Below are 24,435 nucleotides of genomic sequence, written 5' to 3' on the forward strand. Positions count from 1 at the left end.
ACTCATAGTTACCGTTATTGTCTGTTGTTGTCGTTACTGTTGAACCGTCTGGTTTTGTCAACGTTACTTCTACGCCAGGGATGCCAGGTTCATTTGAGTTTTGGATACCGTCTTTATTGCTGTCTTCCCAAACTTTATCGCCAACTGTGTAAGTAGCTGGTACTGGTGTCGGCTCTTCAACTGGTTTGTAGAATCCGCTGTCGATTGTGTAGTTATCCGCGTTATTGATTGTCACTGTTGTTGACGCGCCGTCTGAATCCAATGCATCGTCACCTACATTGACTAATGTTGCTTCATAACCTTCCGGTGCTGTGAAATCAACTGTGTAGTCGCCGTTTTCTAGGCCAGTGAATTCATATTTACCGTTCGCATCTGTAACTGTCGTTACTGTTGATCCGTCTGGTTTTGTCAATGTTACTGTTACGCCTTCGATACCCACTTCATTCGAGTTTTGGATGCCGTCTTTATTGCTGTCTTCCCATACATAGTCACCTAAGTTGTATGTTGCTGGTACTGGTTCTGGTTCAACAACTGGTTTGAAGAAACCGCTGTCGATTGTGTAATCATCAGCATTATTGATGACAACTGTAGTTGTTGTACCGTTTGAATCAAGCGCTGTTAAATCGCCTTGATTTACAAGTGTTGCTTCATAACCTGCTGGCGTTGAGAAGTTAACTGTGTACTCACCGTTTTCTAGGCCAGTGAATTCATATTTACCGTCAGCGCCTGTTACTGTTGTTTCAGTCGTGCCGTCTGGTTTTGTTAACGTTACAGTTACGCCTTCGATTCCTACTTCGTTAGAGTTTTGGATGCCGTCTTTGTTGCTGTCTTCCCATACATAGTCACCTAAGTTGTATGTCGCAGCTACAGGTTTATAGAAACCAGAGTCGATTGTTAAGTTATCCGCACCATTAATTGTTACAGGTACAACTAAACCATTTGAGTCTACAGTGCTATCTGTTCCAGCATTTTGTGTAGTCGGAACATAGCCTTCTGGTGTACTAAATTCTACTGTGTAATCTCCGTTATTTAAATCTGAGAATAAGTAGTTCCCATATCGGTCTGTTACTGCTGTATTGATAATGTTACCGTTAGCATCTTTAAGAGTAACTAACACGTTTGAAATTGGTGTTTCTCCACTATCTTGAATACCATTTTGGTTAGTATCTTCCCATACATAGTCACCTAGTCTATAAGTTTCAAGTGTTCCGTCTCCAGTACCTGAACTATTTTCAATTACAAAGCTGTTATCAAAGAAATAGCTTGCTGTGTAACCAGATTGATCTGTTGCATAGAGAGTCGCTCTAGTTGTTAAATTTGAACTATAAGTCGGATCGAATTGTGAATCCATAACTACTACATACGGATTATCAATCGCACCGAAATTAATAATCATATCACCATTTGCATTTGTATAAATACTTCCGTTATTTTGGAAACTTTGTGCTAAGTCTTGGTAACCTGCAGCTTCAAAATCATAGCTATCAGGTAATTGACTTGGGTCTGGAACTTCATAAATATGGAAAGTTGTATAGTCAAAGCCAATTAGCGCATTACTGTTACCGTCTTTTGGAGCCATAACTAGAGCTGCACTGCTTAAGTTTAAATCAGTTGGGTTGACATAAACCACTTCAGTAAAATCGTTAGTTGTATTTGTCGCATCAACATTTGTAATCATTGAATCAACGTATGCCGGATAAACCCCATGTTCGTGTGAATCATATGCATATGTGATTTGTGTATTAAATGTTTCACCAGCTAAGTTATAAGTTAATGGGTATGTTCCATAATCTTTCGCTGTATTACGATCCGCAAACTGCGCTAAACTAAAGCTCCCTGATACATCTTCTTTATCATTAACCCAGTCAGTAAAGGTATAAGTTAAAGTTTTAGTAGTTGTGTCGTAAACACCGTTTGCAACTACATATCCTGATGGTGATAATAACTCAGTTGTGAATTGATTGTTAGTATTTGTATAATCTAGTTCCCCATCCATATTTGCATATGTTGGCATTTGTACAGTGAAATAGTCTCCACCTTGCACTGTTCCATTAACAGTATAATCTGCATTCAATCGGAAATTACCACTTTGGTTAGGGTCAATCTGTTCTGTTGAGATTGTAGGATTTGAAATAGTAACTAAATCATTTACATTCGTGCCTGTTGCTGCTGCTAATGTTGTGAATGTTGTTGGTGATGCTGACATTAAACTGAATGAACGTGACATTGGTGTTGTTTCAGCTGTCGTTTGAATTGTGTTTGCATCTTTATTATCAGAAGATTGTTGCAATAATTTGTATGTTGCTAGTTCAGGTGAATCAGCACTTGTAACACCAGCTTGTGCAGCTAAATCACTTGATTGTAAAGATGTATCTTGAGTAGTACCTGCATCTGTAGTTGTATTTGAATCAGCAGCTGCAATGACTTGTTGAGTCGGTTCAGTAGATGAGACAGTATTTTGTTCAGCACTTGGTTCAACTGTTGACTTATCAACCGTTTGGTCAGTAGAACCTTGAGTAGTTACAGGTTCTTCAGCTGTTTGAGCAGAAGTCGTATTTGAAGTGCTTGATGTATCTGCTGATTTTTCTTGTGTTGTACTGCTTGGTTCTTGTGCAGCAGTTGTAGGTGCATCTACTTTATCTGAAGTTGATGATTGTGATGATGTATCAGAAGTTGATTTTTCTTGTGTTGTAGAAGTTGTTGTATCAGCCGACTCTGGTGCTGATTGTGATGATGTATCTTTTGTTGTCGATGATGTATCTGTTGAAGATGCAGTTTGGGAAGAAGTTTCTTGTTGTGGAGCATCTGACGCAGTTGTTGTATTTGTATCATTAGTAGTTGTTGTATTTTGTTCTGGTGTTACAGTTTCACCAGTTGTAGGTGCATCTGTAGTTTTTGTATCAGTTTGTGGTGTTGTTGATTCAACAGGTTGGTCAACCGATTGGTCAGTTGATTGATCTGTTGTGTTTGTTTGTGTTTCTTGTGTCGGTGCAGTCTCTTGAGTTGGTGCAGCATCTTCTGTTGGTTGTGATGCTGGATCACTAGTCGAACTACCTGACGTTTGGTTACCAGTAGAATCAGTTGTTCCTTCTGCAGCTCTTGCTTCGTTACCAATTCCGAACAATAAAGTTGCTCCAACGATAATAGAAGCTGTTCCTACAGTGAAACGACGGATCGAATATTTATTTTGACGCCTTGCGTCAAAGCCTCGCGAATGTGAATTATTTCTCATATTAAGATATAACCCCTTTCCAAAAATTAAAAAATTTCCCTTGTCCAATTGTTACGTATATTGTTTACCACTTACCTAAGTTTTCAAAAAACTAGTATAAATAGATAGTATCACAGTTCCAAACAACTTTGTATTACTATTGATTTATTTTTCGTAAATTTTATGGAACAACGCATTTCAACAACAAAAACTTAACTGCATGAAATTTTTTGATTAAATGTATAATTATGTTAACGAAAAATCATCTGTAAGTTGGTCGAATCTACACGATGCAATTGAACTCAATTTATTTCGTTTTTATAAATTATCACTCTGATTAGAGTTAATTTACTCTACAGTTTCCAAAATAATCTCAATAATAAAGCGTTTACAAATTTAATAACCCCTTAATATTTGTCACAATTTAGACACATTTAGATGATTTCTTTTGTATTTTTTGATTTAAATGTCCTAACTTTAACAATTTAAATATTGTAAAACATCCCTTTCACATAAAAATCTTCACTTGCATATCCTCCCGCACAAATGTAAACTTAAATCATTAATAAGTTTACATATTGAATTTCACTATAAAGGAGATCTCGATTATGCAAATTGCACAAGATATTTTAAACGGTAAATCACTCACTAAAGAAGAAGCCTATAATTTATATACAGATGAATCTATTGATACGATGACATTATTAGATGAGGCTTATGCTATTCGAAAACATTATTACGGAAAGAAAGTAAAACTGAATATGATTTTAAATGCGAAGAGTGGTATCTGTCCTGAAGATTGTGGGTACTGTGGTCAATCAAGGGATATGAAAAGAAAAGACCGTTATGCTTTGATTCCTGAAAATGACATTGTGGCTGGCGCAAATACTGCTGCTGAACATCAAATAGGTACATACTGTATTGTGATGAGCGGTCGTGGTCCTAGTGATAAAGAAGTTGACCATATCACTTCATCAGTGAAACAAATCAAACAAACGCATCCTGAATTAAAAGTTTGTGCATGTTTAGGCATCGCAAATGATGATCAAGCACAACGTTTAAAAGATGCAGGTGTTGATCGTTACAACCATAACTTAAATACAAGTGAAAATTATCATGATACTGTGGTCACAACCCATTCCTATGAACAACGTGTGAATACTGTAGAAATTATGAAAGCACATCATATATCACCTTGCTCTGGCGTTATCTGCGGCATGGGTGAAACAGATCAAGATAGAATTGATATGGCCTTTGCCTTAAAAGAAATTGATGCAGACAGTATTCCTATTAATTTCTTACATCCTATTCAAGGCACAAAGTTCGGAGAGATGGACGAACTTACACCTATGAAATGTTTACGAATCATTGCTTTATTCCGTTTGGTTAATCCAACTAAAGAAATTAGAATTGCAGGCGGACGTGAAATCAACTTACAATCACTCCAACCTTTAGCATTACTAGCAGCTAACTCAATTTTTGTAGGTGATTACTTAATTACAGGTGGTCAGCCGAATGAAATGGATTATCGCATGATTCAAGACTTAGGTTTTGAAATTGATCACAGTAATTTACCTGAAGATACTGCCGAACAAATCACACAGAAATTAGAAGCATAATAGTAGAAACATAAAAAATAGAAGCATAATAGTAGAAACATAAAAAATAGACCTGAGACTGTTATCGTTGTCTCAGGTCTTTCTTATTATGCAACTCTTTCAGCAGTATAAATACTACGTGTTTCCCACTCGCCAGTTTGTGGATTATAATCATCACATGTAATTAATGTTAATTGATCTTTTTTCTTTTTCTGTTCAGCTAACACACTAATTTCAGTAGGTTTTACGTCTTTAATCTTTGTGATTTTATATTTACGTGTTTCTTTGCCGACCTTAAAAGTGACTTTTGCACCTTTTTTTACTTTGTGTAAATTTGTAAATTGATAGTTGCCTGATGTATTTGTATGACCGGCAATCGCTATGTTTTGTTGATCTAATGATTCATCCTCTTCGGCTAAGCTGACACCTCTGTTTAATTGTTCAGGTGTTGCTTCACCAGGATAAACCGCTTCTTTAATATTCACACTTGGTATATCAATATACCCTACCAATTGTGATTTATCTTTAGGAACTTGCGGCACTTCTTTTTTCTCTTGTTTTTTTGAGGCTTGTTGTTTATCGTATTGTTCTATTTTCGCTTCATTTTCTTTACCAGCTATAAAGTGGTTGATTTGTGGTTTAAACACCATAAAGATGCCCGCTAAAATAAGTACGACACCCACTAATGTAAATAACCGTGATTTCCATTTACCCATTATAAACCTCCTAATTCAGTTCGACTCATGCTGTGAATTTCATTCATTATAACATGGTTTTCAATATTCATATAGAGCAATGCGCTCACTAGCAATCACAATAAAAATGTTATACAATTAATTAGATAACAAACTATTTTCAAGGAGAAAGACGATGTGGAATTTATTTAAAGGAATCGTTTTTATATTAGCACTTATCGGAACTTACAAAGTATGGCAAGAAGGCAATTATTTATCTAACTTCCTACATTTCTATGGTCAAATTTTTAATGGTACTTTCTTAAGTCAAATTCAACAATGGTCAGATAATCAACCTTTACTTCAAAACCTTGAATATTATACTGAACAACTTCCTTCACTAGATGAAATCAAAAATTTTCTACATTTAACATAAAATCACCATTTATAAAGCCTGTCACTTACTTTATAAATGATGATTTTATTTTATTGTTGCTTATGGTGTTTCAACTTCATAGATTCTTTATATGCTGCATCAGCACTTTGAAAATGCGGACTGCGAGGAATGACTTTATTTTCGACAGCTGTCTCATATGCGCCTAACTTTTGTGCTTCTGTTTTCTTCGGATCATTAAAGAATGCTTTTAATTGTTTTTCTGTTGTTATACCTTTGACTTTATATTTTTGTGTTGCTGCTGCCTTCGCATCATTCTGCATTTCAGCTTTAATCGTATACAAACCTGAACCCACTACTAACAAAAATAATAATGTACCGATGATTAAATTCTTCATCACTTCACCTCTAGGTATGAATTTCAAAAATATTATAAACCTAACCCTAGAACACACTCCACTTTAAACTTACTTGTTCACTAAATCTACTTATTTCATTTCTTTAAGATGCACCAAAAGTGAAAACTTTACCCTTTACATATAGTAATTGTACCTAGTATAATAAATATATCTTGCGTTACATGAAAAAGGATGATTATTAATGTCACAAATTTTATATATCACTGCACACCCATTAGATGAAATGGTTTCTAACTCAATGGCAGTTGGAAAAGCTTTTATTGATACTTACAAAGCAGAACACCCTGAAGATGAAGTCGTTCACATCGACTTATTTAAAGATGAAGTACCTGAAATCGATGCTGAAGTATTTTCAGGTTGGGGTAAATTACAATCTGGCGAAACATTAACAGATTCAGAACAACAAAAAGTTAACCGTTTAACTGAACTTGTAGATCAATTCGTAGCGGCAGATAAATATGTTTTCGTTACACCAATGTGGAACTTATCATTCCCTCCTGCAGTTAAACGTTATTTCGACGCAGTCGCAGTTGCTGGTAAAACATTCAAATACACTGCTGAAGGTCCACAAGGCTTATTAACAGATAAAGCAGCATTGCATATCCAATCACGTGGCGGCTACTACAGCGAAGGTCCAGCAGCTGACTTTGAATTAGGAGACCGTTATATCCGCACTATCCTAGCATTCATGGGTGTACCTGATATTAGTTTAATCGCAATTGAAGGTCACAATGCAGAACCAGAAAATGCAGAAGAAATTAAACTAAATGCGATTCAACAAGCAGAACAATTCGCAAAACAATTTTAATCATATAAAAACGGGCAACCTTAATGGCTGCCCGTTTTTTTATTATTTATCTTCGTTTTTCTTTTCTAATTTTTCTTTTTGCTTTTTCGCTTGCTCTTTAGTTTCGTCTACTACGCGTCCTTGGATTGAACCTTTTTTCTCTTCAGCCATAATATAGCCTCCTTTAGTTATGTTTTGTCTTATATCAACTAAACAAACGGTTGAATTTTATAACCGTACTTATTATATTACCCAAAAGAGAATTGAATCACACATATTTATGCTTTTTCATCTTCAAATTGCTCAAAATAATTTTCATCTAAGTGATTCAAATCTAGATGTTCAATCTGTAACGTTGTATGATGCAAGCCATACTTTGTTTTTAATAATTGCTCTAACTGGTTGATGATGCGATATGCATCCTGGCTATCTTTACTATCTAATACCACATGTGCAGATAATGAATACTGATCAGAAGTTACACTCCATAAATGGAATTCATGCACATCTAAAACATGTTTTGCTTTTTTCATATCATCCATGATTTGATCGACATCTAAACCTTCTGGCACAGATTCCATTAAAATCATCCACGCATTTTTCAAAATTTTATAACCACCATTTAATAAAACTGCTGAAATGACAATACTTAAAATCGGGTCAATCATTTGAATACCAGTCAATTTAATTAAAATCACTGCTAAGATGACACCCACTGAATTTAATAAGTCACCAAAGAAATGCCATAATGCACTTTGAATATTGATATTTTCTTCAGATTTTAAAGAATGATACAGTAACCACGTTAATACAATATTAACGATTAAACCAATTACCGCAATCACTAGCATTAGTCCACTTTCAATTTCTCTCGGGAAAATCATACGCATAATAGCTTCATAAAAAATCCACAGTGAAATCACTACAAGTGCCAGTCCGTTCAAGAAAGCAGCGATAACTTCGAACCTTAAAAACCCATAAGTAAAACGGTCAGTCGGCTGCCTGCTTGATAAATAAATTGCGACCATTGATAACCCCAGTGCTAAAACGTCACTGAGCATGTGGAAGGAGTCTGATAAAAGTGCCAGTGAGTTCGACACAATACCTCCTATAAATTCAACAAATGTAAAGAATAACGTAATAATTAAAGATAACCACAGTGTTTTCTTAGAACTTTGTTGAATTTTGCGATGTTCCACATGATGAAAATAATAGGTTCTAGAATAATTTCTCGCCATTATTTTCTTCTCCCCCTTCTTGCCATTGTTTCTTTTCTATCCATTGACAATATATCCCGTAATTAACTTTATACTTCACACTAGTATATCAGTCTTTAATCGTGGTGTACGCCCCACAAAGCAGTTTCACATGTTTTAATAATACGTTTTAATACCGCAATACGCGCTGTTTTCTTATGATCAGCTGGCACAACATACCATGGTGCATTATGAGTATCGGTTTTTTGAATCATATCCGCACTGGCTTCTAAATATAAATCCCACTTTTCACGGTTGCGCCAATCCTCATCCGTAATCTTCCATTGTTTATCCGGATTTTCTTCTCTAGCTTTAAAACGTTCTAACTGAACATCTTTATCTAAGCTTAAGAAGAATTTTAACAGAATTGCTCCTTCATCTGTCCACATTTTTTCAAAGTCATTAATTTCATGATAAGCACGTTGCCATTCATCCGTTGTCGCAAAACCTTCTACACGTTCTACCAGTACACGGCCATACCAACTGCGGTCAAAAAGTTCAATATGTCCTGTTCGTGGCATATCTCGCGCAAAACGCCATAAGTATTGGTGTGCAAGTTCAACATCTGTAGGTGCACTAATCGCATTGACTTCATAACCCGTCGGATCAAGTTTCTCACGAATGCGTTTAATATTACCGCCTTTACCTGCCGCATCCATACCTTCAAACACTAAAATTAATGGAATTTTTCGTTCATATAACGCAAATTGAATTTCTAACATACGTGCTTGAAGTTTTTCTATTTGTGTTTTGTACTCTGATTTACTGACTTTTTCTAATGGATTATCGAAAACATCTGTTGTATACCCTTCAGTAAATAAACCATCACGTGTTTGAACACGTTCGTGATAAGCTTTAATCGCTTTTTTAAGGCGTTTGATAATGTGTTCATACATTAAAATAGTAGCCGCTTCTCCATCCGTATAATCAATAATCTTCCAATCTTTTTGAGTTGGATCTTGAAGAATTTCACGCATTTCTTCAAGATAAATATCATCCGGAATAACATTTTCATATTCTTGTGCTTTCCATCTTGTAAGAGGATTTTCTTTCGTTTGTCTAATATGTTCTTGGCGTTTTTGTTCATCAATTTCAATATAAAATTTAATGATTTCATATTGGTCGTTTTCAAGCATCGTTTCAAAACCATCAATTTGATCACGCAATACATGATAATCTTTGTACTGTAAATGCTTAATACCATTTACTTTGTAATCAATATAGTGCGCATACCAGCTACGGAAATAAATATTAATATCTCCTTTGCCTGGTAATGTGTTCCAATACTTTTGTAAGAATTGGTAACGTAAATTTTCTGGTGTCGGTGATGCGGTCGCAATAAAGCTCGAGTATTTCGCATCCAAAGTTAATAATAATTCATTAGATAAACGTGTTTTCCCTGCCGCAGGTACACCCTCGAAAAGAATCATCACTGGAATTCCTAATTGATGTGTTGTTCTTGTTAACTCAGATGCTTCTAACTCTAGGTCTTTAATCTTAGTTGACATTATTCTCACCCCATTTTTAAACTTACTTATAAATTAACATTTTTTACGCTTGAAATGGACAAAGGAGTAAAACTCCACCAGAACAAAAGCTATGTAAAAAGCGACCTACTTTACTAGTAAGTCGCTATGATTCCAATTAGAAGTTGGCATCACTTAAAATTTTATCCATTGAAGCATCTACACTGCCTTCATACATTGGACCGAATTTCACTAAGTGTACTAATAATAAATAGAATTTATAGAATTCAATACGTTGATACGCACCTTCATCTAAAGGATAAGCTTTATCATAAGCTTCATAGAATTCTTCTGAGAAACCACCGAATGTCGTTGTCGCTCCTAAATCGAATTCACGATCGCCATACATTGGAGCTGGATCAAAGAGTGCAGGTTCACCATTTTCTAAGAACATATAGTTGCCGCCCCATAAATCACCATGTAATAGCGATGGTTTACTTTTGTGATTGTCTAATGCATTCACAATCACTTGACGTACATTATCAAATTTATTCAATTGATCGACGTTCCACAATCCTTTTTCAACGACCACTTCTCTTAAATGATCCAATCTGCGGTTCACAAAGATTTCTTTCCAAGAATCTGTCCATTCATTATTGAAAGAAATATCTCTGCCTTCATAAGGATGATCGTAACCAAAACGTTTGTCTGGATTATGGAAATCGTGCAATTTTGCGACCAATTTACCCAGTTCAGCTTGGCTGCCTCGTGGTCCCTCTTCTAGCCAACTTAAAACTAAATAAGCATCTCCATCAATTTCACCATTCGCAATCACACGCGGTGCAGTAACCTCCGCATACTCAAAATCTTTCAACCCTTCTGCTTCTGCCGCATAGAAGTCATAAGAAGTATTCGGTTGTACTAATAAGAAGAAAGTTTCATCATTTTCAGTATCAATACGATATGCATCATTCACGTCACCGCCTGCGACAGGTACAATATCTTTAATACCTGAAATCGGTAAATTTTGTTGCCATAACTTATCCATTATTTCTTCCCCCGTTCTAAAATGTCTCATACATAATATATACCACTTATCTTATAATTATAACTTGCTTTTATTAACCCTCTTCTTAGGAACATGACTTTTGTTTATTTCTTTTTACAATAGCGTGTTATTCAAAATAACAATCTTTTTTGCAGTTGCTTTTATGCTATACTAATGACAAATAATTGGAGGGTGAAATCCTAAATGAAAAAACTTCTACATCGTTGGTTTATTCAAGGTCTAAGTTATATGACCTTAGGCCTATTCGGTTCACTTATTATCGGTTTAATCTTACAAACTATCGGTAAACAAACTTTGTTTCCTGTTTTAAATTTACATTTTTTATCTGAAATCGGCACAGTCGCGATGGGCTTAACAGGTGCCGCAATCGGTGGTGCCATTGCCTATGGTTTAGGTGCACAACCTTTAGTTGTCTTTTCTTGTATCATCGTCGGTTCTCTCGGCTATGACAAGTTTGGCGGCGGTGCAGTAGGTGCCTTCGTTGCCACTTTAATCGCCACTGAATTAAGTCGTTTTTATGCAGCTAAAACGAAAATTGACATTATTATCTCACCATTACTTACTTTAATTGTCGGTGGTGCAGTGGCTAAATTTATTGGACCATTCTTAAATGACTTTATGGTGTCACTTGGTAAAATGATTATGCTTGCGACTGATCAACGTCCGCTTGTGATGGGTATCTTAGTCGCAGTGATTTTCGGTCTAGCTTTAACAGCACCGATTTCAAGTGCTGCTTTAGCTTTAATGCTAGATTTATCTGGTTTAGCCGCAGGTGCCGCAACAATCGGTTGTTGTGCACAAATGGTCGGTTTTGCGGTAACGAGCTATAAAGATAATGGCGTCGGCGGTATCATTTCAGTCGGTATCGGTACAAGTATGTTGCAAGTACCGAATATCTTAATGAACCCCGCAATACTTATTCCACCGACACTCGCAAGCGCAATTGTCGCTCCAATCATGACGACACTCTTCCCAATGACTAATAATGCGGCAGGTGCTGGTATGGGAACGAGCGGTTTTATTGGACAGATTATGACGATAAATACCATGGGTGCTTCACTTCACACTTGGATTTTAATCGGTGTTTTCCAAATTGCTTTACCTGCCATTGTCAGCTACTTGCTTTATAAAGTGTGTCGTAATGCAGGATGGATTAAAGATGGTGATCAGAAAATCCATATTGGTGACAAACGCACTTCAAATTCGTAGTCATAATTCAACATACATCATAAAAATAACGTTCTATCCTGATTACTTGGATAGAACGTTATTTTGTATTTACACTAACTTACTTAGGAAATTCAGTTATTCTGTTTCAACACCTAATTCAGATAAATAGCTACGTCCAAATTCAGGCATTGGTACATTAAAGTTATCTGCGATTGTCGCACCGATAGAACTGAACGTTGTATCACCGCTAAGTTCATGTGCTTGATCTTTTAATTTAGGACTATAGAACAATACTGGAATATATTCACGCGTATGGTCTGTACCAGGCGCAATCGGATCATTACCATGATCTGCAGTAATAATGACTAAATCATCTTCTTGCAGATTTTCAAAGAGTTCTGGTAAACGTTCATCAAATTCTTTGATTGCTTGCGCGTAACCATCTTTATCACGACGATGGCCATATAACGCATCGAAATCAACTAAGTTTAAGAAACTGAGTCCAGTAAAGTCATGTTTAACAACTTCAACAAGTTGATCCATACCATCCATATTATTTTTTGTACGTACCGCTTTCGTTACACCTTCACCATCATATATATCATTGATTTTACCAATTGCGATGACATCGTAACCATTATCCTTTAATTCATTCATGACAGTACGACCAAATGGTTTCAATGCATAATCATGGCGATTTGACGTACGTGTGAAATTACCTGGTTCGCCCACATAAGGACGTGCAATAATACGTCCAATTAAATATTTAGGATCTTTCGTTAATTCACGGACCTTCTCGCAGATATCATAAAGTTCTTCTAAAGGAATGATATCTTCGTGTGCCGCAATTTGAAGTACAGGGTCAGCTGAAGTATAGACAATCAAATCACCTGTCTTCATTTGATGTTCGCCCCACTCATCAATAATCTGCGTACCAGAAGCTGGTCGGTTCGCGACTATTTTACGTCCTGTCATATCTTCAATTTCTTTAACTAGTTCATCTGGGAAACCTTCAGGATAAACTTTAAATGGCTGCATGATGTTTAAGCCCATAATTTCCCAATGACCTGTCATTGTATCTTTGCCAACAGAAGCTTCGCTGAGTTTTGTATAAAAGGCTTCAGGATGTTCGACTTCATTAACAACTGGTAATTGATCAATGTTACCTAATCCTAAACGTTCTAAATTCGGTAATTTTTGTTTAAATCCTTCTAATGTATGTTTTAAAGTGTGGCTGCCTTCATCGTTGAATGCGGCCGCATCCGGCCCTTCTCCGATACCTACAGAGTCCATCACAATTAAATGTACACGTTTAAATGGAGTTGTCATACTCATTCGCTCCTATCTTTCTTTATTTCAAATTTATTCAGTAATCACCGTATGAATCAATGTCGGTGCTTCACCTGTTTGCGCAATCGTAATATTATCATAGATTTTAGCTTTGACATCATCAATGGATTCCGTATTACTGTAAACTGTCATCAGGCTTTCGCCCTCTTCAACTTTGTCACCGACTTTTTTATGCAGAACTAAGCCGACAGCTAAATCTATTTCATCTTCTTTTGTTTGGCGTCCTGCACCTAGCATCATAGACGCAATACCCATTTCGTTCGCCACAATCTCAGTGACAACACCGCTTGATTTGGCTGGAATGTCAATTTGGTATTTGGCTTGAGGTAATAATTCAGGATGGTCTACTACTTCTGTATTACCCCCTTGATTGCCTAAGAATGTGCGGAATTTATCTAAAGCCGCACCGCTGTCAATGGCTTCTTGAAGTAACGTACGTGCTTCATCTAATGTTTCAGCTTTACCGCCGAGCACGACCATTTGAGAACCAAGCGTCATTACAAGTTCAGTTAGATCTTCTGGTCCTTCACCACGTAATGTATCGATTGCTTCTTTTAATTCAAGCGCATTACCAATCGCATTGCCGAGTGGTTGACTCATATCAGAAATAATCGCCATAGTTTGTCTGCCGACATCATTACCGATTTTAACCATCGCATGTGCCAATGCTTTCGCATCATCTAACGTCTTCATGAATGCGCCGTTACCTGTCTTAACATCTAAAACAATCGCATCGGCACCCGCCGCAATCTTCTTACTCATAATAGAAGATGCGATTAATGGGATAGAATTTACTGTACCTGTCACATCACGCAATGCATAAATCTTCTTATCGGCCGGTGTTAAGTTACCTGATTGTCCAATTACTGCTAATTTATCTTCATTTACAAGACGAATGAACTCATCTTCTGAGATTTCTACATGGAAGCCATCAACCGCTTCTAATTTATCGATAGTACCGCCTGTGTGTCCTAATCCACGTCCGCTCATCTTAGCAACTGGTACACCCACTGCCGCAACGAGTGGCGCAAGTACTAATGTCGTCGTATCTCCTACGCCGCCTGTAGAGTGTTTATCAACTTTAATCCCTTCGATTTTGGATAAATCAATCATATCTCCTGAATGTACCATTGCCATGGTTAAAGCAGCACGCTCTTCATCATTCATATCTTGGAAATAAATTGCCATCGCAAGACTCGACATTTGATAATCTGGGATGTCACCATTCGTATAGTGTTCGACCATCCAATTAATTTCTTCAGTCGTTAATGCCTTGCCGTCCCTTTTCTTATCGATTAAATCCACCATTCTCATAATACTGTCACTCCTTCAAGTATTCTCTTTCATCTGTGCTTTGTGACACTTGCTTACTTATATTTTACCATGAGAATACATCAAAACGAGAATGAAATGAATAGAGAATGAGTCAAAATCAAAAACAATTATTTGCGCCAAGAATATAAATAACACAATTTCACAAGCTTGTGAAACATAGATTAAACTGCGTATTTCTAGGGAAAGTAGGTGTATAATAAAGTAAATTAGAAATTGGAAGTGTTTAGGGTATGGCAAAAGTGAAAATGCGAGCAATCATCAATAAAAAATATGGCAAACATGCCAAAGCAGAATTAAAAGAAATCAAACGACCTAAAATCAAAGACAATCAAGTGCTTATTAAAATACATGCGGCAAGTGTCAATCCAGTCGATTTTAAAATTGCGCAAGGCGGTAAAATGCGCCTCTTCTTTAATTATAAAACACCTTATATTATGGGACATGATTTTGCGGGGGAAATCGTGGAAGTCGGCAAGCATATTTCTGCATTCCAAGTCGGTGACAATGTCTATGGCTTAAAAGCAGGTGCTTTCGCAGAATATATTACGGCTACGCAAAACCAAATTGCGGCAATGCCAAATCACTTAAGTTATGAAGAAGCTGCTTCTATTCCTATGGCAGGTTTAACTTCTTACCAAGCTTTAAATGACGTCATGCATTTAACCAAAGATCAAAAAGTTTTAATCCAAGCAGGCTCTGGGGGCGTTGGTTCTTTTGCGATTCAATTTGCGAAAGTATTAGGCGCTTACGTTGCGACAACAACCAGCAGTAAAAATCGTGAGCTTGTCAAAGATCTCGGTGCTGATAACATCATCGATTACCGTCGTCAAAACTTTACTGATAGTTTAACCAACTATGATGGTGTTTTTGATACGTTAGGCGGCGAAAACTTATTTTCAGCATTTAAGATTTTAAAACCTTTAGGTAAAGTGGTTTCTATCAGCGGCATTCCTGATGCGCAAACCGCGAAAGATTTGAAACTCTCTTTATGGAAACGTTTCTTATTAAAATTTGCGGCCCGTAAAGTTCATCGTGCAGCACGCCAACATCACGCTTCATATCACTTTATCTTTACACGTGACAGTCGTTCACAACTCAACAAAATCAGACAATTGATTGAATCAGGTAAAATCAAACCTGTGTTAGACTTAACTTTTGATTTTGAAGAAACAGATAAAGCTTTAGAATACATTCAACAAGGCCACGCAACTGGCAAAGTGGTCATTCGTATTTCAAGATGATTTGAAATACAAAAGCAAACATAAAAACACCACATCACTTTTATCACAAACCTCAACCTTTGCGATAGAAATGATGTGGTGTTTCTATATATATACTTCAAATAATTATAGTTTATTGAATTGAAATTTCAGCGTCTTCTTCTGCGTCAGCACCATTATCAATATAAACATAAGTTCTGAGCGTCAAAGCATCTGTATCTTTTTGGAATTCATAATTCTCTAGTGGAAATTCAAATGGTTTTTCCACTGTTTGTGCCGCTTCAACCACTTGTTCACTATGAATTTCATAGACTTGTAAAACATTTTCCATTTCATCAAAGTCACTGTGTTCTGTTTCATTTTCTTTGTGTTCGATTAAAGATAATTTAATTTTAGAGATTTGTTGATCCGCATCTCCGCCTTTTAATACGACTTTACCTTTAATCAATTCATTAGCATCAAACACATCTTTTTCTAAACGTGTTTCTACTGTTAATGCACCTACACCTAATGATGTTAAGATTTTTTCAAACATAGTATGCCCTCCTTGAAATGTTGTGAAGTTTTATCCTCTCGACTTATTTATCTCTTCCCTAACTTTAAGTCGTTTAATTCAAAAACTGATTCATTAGATTTGAACAACAACTTTATCTTAAAAAAGAATTTCATCTCATGTCAATCTAAGCATATTGAAAAACAGACACATAGAAAAATTCATTCTAAGCGTCTGTTTTTTTAGTTCTAATATTTATACACTAACTGGAGTGATACCTTTAAAGTTTACTAAATCGTATGCACGTACAACTTCTTCTGTTGTCGGTTCGATTACACCTTCTAATGGATATTCAAGTTCTAATGCTTCGTACTTATGCACACCAAGTTGATGATAAGGTAAGATTTCAAAGCGTTCTACATTCTCAAGTGAGTTAATAAATTCACCGAGTTTAATTAAATCTTCTTCATCATCAGTATAACCTGGTACAAGGACATGGCGAATCCAAACAGGTTGTTTTCGTTCTGACAACATCTTCGCAAATTTAATAATATGTTCATTAGGTTTACCTGTTAATGCGATATGTTTTTCATTATCAATATGTTTTAAATCGAGCAAAATCAAGTCAGTATACTCAAGCAAATTATCTAAATGGGAAAGAAATGCTTTTGTTTCATTCACACAGCCTGCCGAAGTATCAATGCATGTGTGAATATCTGCTTTTTTAAGCTCTTTAAATAATGCTTCTACAAATGGCATTTGAAGCAAAGGTTCGCCACCGCTGATTGTGACACCTCCGCCAGAGACAGTAAAGTAAGGACGATATGGAAGAATCTCATCCACTAATTCGTCAACTGTCGCTTTACGGGATGCGTCAGTCAAACCCCAAGTGTCAGGGTTATGACAGTACAGGCATCTTAACAAACATCCTTGCGTAAATATAATATAGCGAAGGCCTGGGCCGTCAACTGTCCCTAAACTTTCTACTGAGTGAATTCTTCCTTCCATAATAATCGTCCTTTCTTTTTGTTTCATGATCCATATTACTCTTATTTTTTATACGGCATACTTTTTATTCATAATAGGCATCAAGCCGCAATAAATGCGGCTTTTACCTTAATTACATTCTTTCGTGGAATGTTCTTGAGATAACATCTAGTTGTTGTTCTCTTGTTAATTTAATGAAGTTAACTGCGTATCCAGATACACGGATTGTTAATTGTGGATACTCTTCAGGATGTTCCATTGCGTCTAATAATGTGTCTCTGTTAAATACGTTGATATTTAAGTGGTGACCATGTTGCATTGCGTAACCATCTAATACAGAAACTAAGTTATGGTTTTGTTCCATATCTGTTTTACCTAATGATTTAGGTACGATACTGAATGTATTAGAGATACCATCTTTACAATATTCGTAAGGGATTTTCGCAACTGATGATAATGATGCTAATGCACCGTGTTCGTCACGGCCGTGCATTGGGTTAGCACCTGGTGCGAATGGTTCGCCTTCTTTACGTCCATCTGGTGTATTACCAGTTTTCTTACCATAAACAACGTTTGAAGTGATTGTTAAGACACTCATAGTATGTTCTGAATCACGGTAAGTTTTGTGTTTACGTAATTTTTTCATGAATGATTTTACTAATTCTACAGCGATATCGTCTACACGTTTATCGTTGTTACCATATTTAGGGAAGTCGCCAGTTGTTTCGAAGTCTACTGCTAAGCCATCTTCGTTACGGATAGCGCGAACTTCACCGTATTTGATTGCTGATAATGAGTCTGCAGCTACTGATAAACCTGCGATACCTGTTGCCATTGTGCGCATAACATCTGTATCATGTAACGCCATTTCAATACGTTCGTAGCTGTATTTATCATGCATGTAATGGATGATGTTTAGAGAGTTGATATAAACGCCTGCTAACCATTCCATCATTTGATCGAATTTCGCATACACTTCATCGTAGTCTAAGATTTCTGAAGTTACTGGTACGAATTCTGGACCTACTTGTTTGCCTGATTTTTCATCTTTACCGCCGTTGATAGCGTAAAGTAAAGTTTTCGCTAAGTTAGCACGTGCACCGAAGAATTGCATTTGTTTACCGATACGCATTGCAGATACACAACATGCGATACCATAGTCATCGCCATAGCTTTCACGCATTAAGTCATCGTTTTCGTATTGGATCGCACTTGATTTGATACTCATTTCAGCACAGAAAGTTTTGAAGTTTTCTGGTAAACGTTGTGACCATAAAACTGTTAAGTTTGGTTCTGGAGCTGGTCCTAAGTTATCTAATGTGTGTAAGAAACGGAATGAGTTTTTAGTAACCATGTGACGTCCGTCAATACCTACACCACCGATTGATTCAGTTACCCAAGTTGGGTCTCCTGAGAATAATTCGTTGTAGTCAGGTGTTCTTGCAAATTTTACAAGACGTAATTTCATAATGAAGTGATCCACAATTTCTTGTACTTCACGTTCAGTGATGTCACCATTTTGTAAGTCACGTTCTGCATAGATGTCTAAGAATGTAGAAGTACGTCCTAAACTCATTGCAGCACCGTTTTGTTCTTTGATCGCTGCTAAGTATGCAAAGTATAACCATTGAACTGCTTCTTTGAAGTTTGTAGCTGGTTTGCTGATGTCATAACCATACATTTCAGCCATTGCTTTTAATTCATGTAATGCACGGTGTTGTTCAGATAATTCTTCACGTAAACGGATTGTTGCTTCGTCCATTTCAGTAGACATGTTATTGAAGTCTTTTACTTTTTCTTCAATTAAGTAGTCCACACCATATAATGCTACACGACGATAGTCACCGATAATACGTCCACGTCCGTATGCATCTGGTAAACCTGTGATGATACCTGCTTTACGGCAAGCTAACATTTCTTTAGAGTAAGCATCGAATACACCTTGGTTATGTGTTTTACGAATGTCAGTAAAGATTTTTTCAGTTTCTTTATCTAATTCATAACCGTATGCTTCACAAGCTGCTTTCGCCATACGAATACCACCGAATGGTTGCATTGAACGTTTGAATGGTTTTTCAGTTTGAACACCTACAATTTGTTCAGTGTCTTTGTTTAAGTAGCCTGCATCATGTGAAACGATTGTTGATGCAACTTTAGTGTCCATATCCCACATGCCGCCACGATCGCGTTCTTCTTTAGATAATTCCATAACTTGTTTCCATAAATCACTTGTTGCACGTGTTGGTGATTCTAAGAATGATGAATCGCCATTGTACATTGTGTAGTTCAATTGAATAAAGTTTCTAACATCCACTTCTGAAGTCCATTTGCCAGTCTCAAATCCTGCCCATGCTGATTGTTTTCTTGATTTTGGTTCAATCATTGATATCCCTCCATGGATAATGTGTATTTTAGGGTTATTGTTTGTTCACCTTTTCACATACTATTATACCTTTACTTGTGAAATAAATCACTAAAATATGAAAACGTTTTAATAAACATGTGTCAAGGTTGTGACTCTGTTAGATTAAGTGTTACATTCAAAAATCACTGTATTAGAACAGTAAATTTTTAATTGCAAATAAAAAACAATCCAGTAAAGCGTTATATGCATTACTGGATTGCTTCAATATTTATTCAATGATTACTGGTTAATTTAACGTTACTTGTATCCTTGATCTTTCAAATAAGATTGTAAGACAACAGCTTGATTATGTTTTTCATCTTTAGCGCCAAATAGAATAATCACATCTTTACGTGCATCTTTAACCATGCCTTCTAATGTTTTGAGTTCTTCATTTTGTTCATCATTGTTTTCAAGTTCTTTGATATATTTCTTTTTAAAGTCTTCGAACTTATCTGCATCATGGTTGAACCACTCTCTTAATTCTTTTGTCGGTCCGATATTTTTTAACCATTCATCCAAATTCGCATTTTCTTTTGAAATACCACGTGGCCAAACTCGATCCACTAATACACGTACACCATCGTCTTCTGCTTTGTCATCATAAATGCGTTTTACTTTGATTGCCATACAAGCATCCTTCCTTTCAAACAATAATCAACATTTTATATTTATTATACCCTTGTCCTATATACACAAACGAGGCTCATTTCTTATTTTAATAGGAAGAAACACAATATTCCGTATTGTATACAATCATTCTGTGGTGGTACAGCGCTTACATAGTACAACAGTAAACTGTACAGTTTCACAATAACGTCACAACTCTAAAAAGTTATGCACCATTTATAGTGATTTTAATCACAACTCATGTTATTGTAGTATGTGAAATAGATAACAAAGTTGTTTCAAGCGATAATGTTGTTCAAGAGACCCCTGAGACACGAACAACAGATAGATGAGCGCTTTAAACAACGCTATCTATTTAATATTTTAATTTGGCGGCATTATTTTACGATAATGCGACGCTTTACAGTGAACGAGTACATCTCAGAACAACAACCTAGAAATGTCATTGGCAGGAACACCGTGGTAGGATTTCTGTCATGTTGCTGCATATTTCTTTAAAGATGTTCCCCGCATCCTAAAGAAACATGTATCAATTTTAGTATATTTCAGGAGGTGAGTTGCTCATATAAGCGAAAACGAAGACAGGATTACCCCATCCTAATTTCGATGCTGACATATTCGAATCATATTAAACTTTGATGTGTTTCCCCTGATACATCAAATTAACAACAAAATTTCAAAACAGCTGCATTTTAAAGTAAGTGGCTCCCCAACCATTTACTTAGTATACTCCCAACTTTCGTAAGCGGCTGTAAGGAATGATGTGCCCCGATAATATGAATCGAATGCACGAGCTTATCTCTAAAAATGAGTCGTAGGTATATTCAAAAGTTGAGCATTCATGAAACAGATAGATTGGATGACAGAGGATTCAACGTCTGCATGTCATACATGCTCAATCCACTCCTTAAAAATTGTAGGCAAAGTAAGTAATAAGAATGATAACCAATCATATTGATGAACTCTGATAGAAATATACTAAATGGTTAGTCTCAATACACTTTCCCCTGAGTGTATTGAACAATGAGTAAACTCCTTAAAAATTGATATTGTTATTACAAGTACTAGAAATGATTCCCCTTCATTTCTAAAATCACTGTAATGGAGAGAAGGTTTCCCCAGACCTTCTCTCTTTTTTTGTTTTTTAACCACTTGTCGTCCCCTTGATACCACATGTATCAAAACTATTCTCATAATCATCAAGCTCTGCTTTAATAGAATTAAAGAGAGGAGCGAGTGCTCATGAAAATCAATTCCTATTTTGATCCGACTTATCCTGAAGAATATGTTGATATTTACGCACACGAACATTCCAAAACAGTCGATGCGATTATACAAGCTGCACAACAAACATCAACCATTCAAACTTTAACAGGCAAAGAAAATGATAAAACATACCGCTTCCCCATAGAAGATTTCCTCTACATCCGTTCAGAACAGCGCAAACTCTTCGCCTATACAACCTCGCATCGTCTGCACATTCAACAGCGCTTTTATCAGCTAGAACAATCCTTGCCAAAGGATTTCATCAGAATCTCACAATCAGAAATCATTAACATGCATAATATTAAGCACTTAAGCTTAAGTAAAAACGGTATGATTCATATCGAAATGAAACATGGTGAAGCAACTTATTCCTCACGACGTTATTTAAAACAATTGAAAGCGAGGTTATTCCAATGAAACACATCATTAAACAATTATGTATCGGTTTTATGGTTGGCATAACGATAGGTATTACAATGTCTCTTATCTTCTCGTTTATCTTTGCGCAAGGTCAATACGAACCCTTATCTCCTGTTTCAACAATGGGAATGTACTATCATACACATCTTTCTGAAGTGATGACCATGTTCGTATGTGTCATCATATGGGGACTGATTGGTGTACTCTTCACACTCGCTGAAATGATTTATTATAAAACAGATTGGAGCTTGCTTAAAACAACACTCGTCCACTTAGTACTCTGTTATGTTGGATTCTTACCGCTTGCGATGTTAGCTGGATGGTTCCCGCTCGATTTATTAAATATCTTGGTATTTACACTCATCTTCCTCTTCATCTACGGTATGATTTGGATCATCAACTATATTAAGAATAAACGCTTAGTCAATGAAATTAATCACAAACTCAAATAAATAAAAAGCTCCCGATAAAGGATTCACTGTATCAGTGTCTGCCTCATCGGGAGCTTAATTGATTTATGATTGTGTAGTTTCATTGTGCTCAAGCTCATCAAAGAAAGCTTGGGCTGCTTTATTCACTTCTTTAAAGTCAATCCCTTGTGCTTGTGCCGCAAAAACACAGCCACAATAACATTGACGATAAATATTATAGTCTCGACACATTTCTAAAGAACGTTCATAGCCTTTATTCTTTTTGAAATCACTCGGTAAATAATTAACATCATATAATTTTTGAACTTCTGATCCTATTTCATTAATCAACTGTGCATTTTTCTTTGGCGATAATGTTAATGCGCTGCCGAAATAATCATAACCATATTTGACAGCCGCTTCTGCCACCATATCCAAACGCATTTCAAAACATGCCGTACAACGTAAGCCGCCTTCTGGTTCATCTGTCACACCACGTTCTTTCGCCATCTTCATAAATTCATGCGGCTTGTAAGGGGCCTCGATATAGCGGACATTTGTCCCATTACGTTCATTGAAATCTTTAATAAAAGCTTCTTGTACATACGCACGGCGTTCATATTCTTTCTTTGGATGAATATTCGGGTTCGCAAAATAAATCGCCACATCCGCATACTGTGTCAAAAACTCTAACACATACGTACTACAAGGCGCACAACAACTGTGCAATAAGATTTTAGGACGTTCCTCTGAGCGCTCCCATTGCTGTATCATTTTCTTTAAGACTCTATCGTAATTGATCTTTTGATTTTTCATCTTGGCTACAATGCCGTCCATTTCAATCATGGATGTCTTCGCTCCTTCTTAGTTGAGAATTTATATGTGCGTTTATTATAACGGAATTATCATGGATGTGCTATTACTCATGGTCTGATACGTTATTCTTCGGCATATTCAATGGAATCGTATAATGTGACGTGTCTTCCCAACCTTGGTGCTCAGTAAAGATTTCAAAGCCGCGTTTAAATGTTTCATCTATCGTATCTAATTCATCTAAATCACCGCGTTGTAACTCATAAACAAATTCTGTTAATTGTTTACTGAAATAAGCGCCTTCTGGTAATGTACCTTCATACGTAAAGTCAGCATCTACGAATGGATAAGGTAAGACGAATAAAGTAGGTCCTTCAAAGTTATCATCACCGAACCAGAAACCAAATTCTACAAAACGTTCATCGAAACAACCATATTCAATCACTTGGCGTGGTTTGAATGTTTCATGCATTTCGTTATACACCACTAATGTTGATACATCGAATGTTCCCCAGAATAAACCAGGACCTTCTACACGTGCACGTAAAGGGTGCACAAAGCGTTCTAATGCACGATTCGCATACTGAAAGAGTTGGATAGCTTTCACTGCTTTATCATGGTCATAATGGTGATGTTTCGTATCTTCATCAAATGGTGTTTTATCTGCCAATTCTTGAGGTTCTGGATTAATGTCAACTTCAATATCAAACTCTTTAACTGTTCCTGTGATTTGTTTGTAGTAGTCTTGAACTGTTTTACCATCTTGTAGTGGGAAGGTTGTCATATCTTCATTCACACGCACTTCGATTTGATCGTCTAATACGTTCACGCTGATTGAGAAATATTTTTCACCAAAATACAACATTCCTGTCGTAAAGCCTTCAGGTGTAATATTTAAGACTACATGTTCCCATTGAGGTGCTTGATAAGCACACGCTAATTTATATTTACCTAGTATTTGCGCAATTAAATGTAATGTTTGATGCTCTTCTTTCCAATCTTGATACTTTAAGATTTCCATGGAAATACCTCCTCTTTTTCTTACCTCTACCCCTTTTTATCA

Annotated in this window: 21 protein-coding genes; 7 read left to right on the forward strand and 14 right to left on the reverse strand. The window is 36.3% G+C overall.

Going from position 1 to position 24,435, the window contains the following annotated elements; translation table 11 throughout:
• Positions 1 to 3,232 (reverse strand): SdrD B-like domain-containing protein (locus tag HMPREF2846_RS01120; protein WP_070625316.1); only part of this gene is annotated, 3,232 nt, incomplete at its 3' end.
• 587 nt (positions 3,233 to 3,819) lie between these two features.
• Between HMPREF2846_RS01120 and bioB the strand changes: the two genes are divergently transcribed.
• On the forward strand, positions 3,820 to 4,830 hold the full coding sequence (bioB, locus tag HMPREF2846_RS01125) for a biotin synthase BioB (RefSeq protein ID WP_070625317.1): 1,011 nt from the start codon (positions 3,820 to 3,822) through the stop codon (positions 4,828 to 4,830).
• A gap of 86 nt (positions 4,831 to 4,916) precedes the next feature.
• Here bioB and srtA read toward each other — a convergent pair whose 3' ends face one another.
• On the reverse strand, positions 4,917 to 5,525 hold the full coding sequence (gene srtA, locus HMPREF2846_RS01130; RefSeq protein ID WP_023015493.1) for a class A sortase SrtA: 609 nt from the start codon (positions 5,523 to 5,525) through the stop codon (positions 4,917 to 4,919).
• A 154-nt stretch (positions 5,526 to 5,679) separates the two neighbouring features.
• Here srtA and HMPREF2846_RS01135 point away from each other — a divergent pair, with 154 nt between their 5' ends.
• Positions 5,680 to 5,919, forward strand: a complete 240-nt coding sequence (locus tag HMPREF2846_RS01135) for a hypothetical protein (protein ID WP_002479842.1) — start codon at positions 5,680 to 5,682, stop codon at positions 5,917 to 5,919.
• 50 nt (positions 5,920 to 5,969) lie between these two features.
• On the opposite strand, the gene HMPREF2846_RS01140 is transcribed toward HMPREF2846_RS01135, so the two are convergent.
• Complete coding sequence (locus tag HMPREF2846_RS01140; RefSeq protein ID WP_002479843.1) at positions 5,970 to 6,275, reverse strand: hypothetical protein; 306 nt, start codon at positions 6,273 to 6,275, stop codon at positions 5,970 to 5,972.
• Between the two features lie 202 nt (positions 6,276 to 6,477).
• Between HMPREF2846_RS01140 and HMPREF2846_RS01145 the strand changes: the two genes are divergently transcribed.
• Positions 6,478 to 7,104, forward strand: coding sequence for an FMN-dependent NADH-azoreductase (locus HMPREF2846_RS01145; protein ID WP_070625318.1), 627 nt, complete (start codon positions 6,478 to 6,480; stop codon positions 7,102 to 7,104).
• A gap of 257 nt (positions 7,105 to 7,361) precedes the next feature.
• Here HMPREF2846_RS01145 and HMPREF2846_RS01150 read toward each other — a convergent pair whose 3' ends face one another.
• The 3 genes from HMPREF2846_RS01150 to HMPREF2846_RS01160 all read right to left on the reverse strand — a co-directional run bounded on the left by HMPREF2846_RS01150 (position 7,362) and on the right by HMPREF2846_RS01160 (position 10,853).
• Entirely contained in the window at positions 7,362 to 8,321 is a 960-nt protein-coding gene (locus HMPREF2846_RS01150) for a cation diffusion facilitator family transporter (protein WP_070625319.1), read from the reverse strand.
• A 95-nt stretch (positions 8,322 to 8,416) separates the two neighbouring features.
• Positions 8,417 to 9,847, reverse strand: a complete 1,431-nt coding sequence (locus HMPREF2846_RS01155; protein ID WP_023015496.1) for a polyphosphate--AMP phosphotransferase — start codon at positions 9,845 to 9,847, stop codon at positions 8,417 to 8,419.
• A 136-nt stretch (positions 9,848 to 9,983) separates the two neighbouring features.
• The gene (locus tag HMPREF2846_RS01160) at positions 9,984 to 10,853 is read right to left on the reverse strand and encodes a fructosamine kinase family protein (RefSeq protein WP_002479848.1); all 870 of its coding nucleotides are present in this window, start codon (positions 10,851 to 10,853) and stop codon (positions 9,984 to 9,986) included.
• Positions 10,854 to 11,057: 204 nt separating this feature from the next.
• Here HMPREF2846_RS01160 and HMPREF2846_RS01165 point away from each other — a divergent pair, with 204 nt between their 5' ends.
• A complete protein-coding gene (locus HMPREF2846_RS01165) occupies positions 11,058 to 12,083 on the forward strand; it encodes a PTS sugar transporter subunit IIC (RefSeq protein WP_002479849.1) in 1,026 nt (341 codons plus the stop codon).
• Between the two features lie 96 nt (positions 12,084 to 12,179).
• Here HMPREF2846_RS01165 and deoB read toward each other — a convergent pair whose 3' ends face one another.
• Positions 12,180 to 13,373, reverse strand: a complete 1,194-nt coding sequence (gene deoB / locus HMPREF2846_RS01170; RefSeq protein ID WP_002479850.1) for a phosphopentomutase — start codon at positions 13,371 to 13,373, stop codon at positions 12,180 to 12,182.
• Between the two features lie 33 nt (positions 13,374 to 13,406).
• Complete coding sequence (locus HMPREF2846_RS01175; RefSeq protein ID WP_002479851.1) at positions 13,407 to 14,708, reverse strand: pyrimidine-nucleoside phosphorylase; 1,302 nt, start codon at positions 14,706 to 14,708, stop codon at positions 13,407 to 13,409.
• A 266-nt stretch (positions 14,709 to 14,974) separates the two neighbouring features.
• Between HMPREF2846_RS01175 and HMPREF2846_RS01180 the strand changes: the two genes are divergently transcribed.
• Positions 14,975 to 15,970 carry an NADP-dependent oxidoreductase gene (locus tag HMPREF2846_RS01180; protein ID WP_031262648.1) on the forward strand — a complete coding sequence of 332 codons (996 nt, stop codon included), beginning with the start codon at positions 14,975 to 14,977 and terminating at the stop codon, positions 15,968 to 15,970.
• Positions 15,971 to 16,082: 112 nt separating this feature from the next.
• Here the strand turns inward: HMPREF2846_RS01180 and HMPREF2846_RS01185 are convergent, their stop codons facing one another.
• From HMPREF2846_RS01185 to HMPREF2846_RS01200, 4 genes are all read right to left on the reverse strand, one after another.
• Entirely contained in the window at positions 16,083 to 16,484 is a 402-nt protein-coding gene (locus HMPREF2846_RS01185; protein WP_002479853.1) for a sporulation protein, read from the reverse strand.
• Positions 16,485 to 16,697: 213 nt separating this feature from the next.
• On the reverse strand, positions 16,698 to 17,453 hold the full coding sequence (pflA, locus tag HMPREF2846_RS01190) for a pyruvate formate-lyase-activating protein (protein ID WP_057510118.1): 756 nt from the start codon (positions 17,451 to 17,453) through the stop codon (positions 16,698 to 16,700).
• A gap of 109 nt (positions 17,454 to 17,562) precedes the next feature.
• Complete coding sequence (gene pflB / locus HMPREF2846_RS01195; RefSeq protein WP_002479855.1) at positions 17,563 to 19,812, reverse strand: formate C-acetyltransferase; 2,250 nt, start codon at positions 19,810 to 19,812, stop codon at positions 17,563 to 17,565.
• Between the two features lie 279 nt (positions 19,813 to 20,091).
• On the reverse strand, positions 20,092 to 20,463 hold the full coding sequence (locus tag HMPREF2846_RS01200; protein WP_002479856.1) for a DUF488 domain-containing protein: 372 nt from the start codon (positions 20,461 to 20,463) through the stop codon (positions 20,092 to 20,094).
• 1,242 nt (positions 20,464 to 21,705) lie between these two features.
• Between HMPREF2846_RS01200 and HMPREF2846_RS01205 the strand changes: the two genes are divergently transcribed.
• Together HMPREF2846_RS01205 and HMPREF2846_RS01210 are read left to right on the forward strand one after the other, a co-directional pair.
• Complete coding sequence (locus HMPREF2846_RS01205; RefSeq protein WP_002479857.1) at positions 21,706 to 22,146, forward strand: LytTR family DNA-binding domain-containing protein; 441 nt, start codon at positions 21,706 to 21,708, stop codon at positions 22,144 to 22,146.
• On the forward strand, positions 22,143 to 22,601 hold the full coding sequence (locus tag HMPREF2846_RS01210; RefSeq protein WP_070625320.1) for a DUF3021 domain-containing protein: 459 nt from the start codon (positions 22,143 to 22,145) through the stop codon (positions 22,599 to 22,601). Before HMPREF2846_RS01205 ends, HMPREF2846_RS01210 begins: the two co-directional genes overlap by 4 nt.
• Before the next feature lie 63 nt (positions 22,602 to 22,664).
• Here HMPREF2846_RS01210 and HMPREF2846_RS01215 read toward each other — a convergent pair whose 3' ends face one another.
• Positions 22,665 to 23,405 (reverse strand): epoxyqueuosine reductase QueH, encoded by a 741-nt coding sequence (locus HMPREF2846_RS01215; RefSeq protein ID WP_002479859.1) that lies wholly within the window; start codon positions 23,403 to 23,405, stop codon positions 22,665 to 22,667.
• Positions 23,406 to 23,478: 73 nt separating this feature from the next.
• Positions 23,479 to 24,393 carry a DUF5996 family protein gene (locus tag HMPREF2846_RS01220; RefSeq protein ID WP_083309952.1) on the reverse strand — a complete coding sequence of 305 codons (915 nt, stop codon included), beginning with the start codon at positions 24,391 to 24,393 and terminating at the stop codon, positions 23,479 to 23,481.
• Positions 24,394 to 24,435 lie beyond the last annotated feature (42 nt).

The sequence above is a fragment of the Staphylococcus sp. HMSC056G08 genome (assembly GCF_001812305.1).
In the GTDB taxonomy this organism is placed as follows: domain Bacteria; phylum Bacillota; class Bacilli; order Staphylococcales; family Staphylococcaceae; genus Staphylococcus; species Staphylococcus simulans.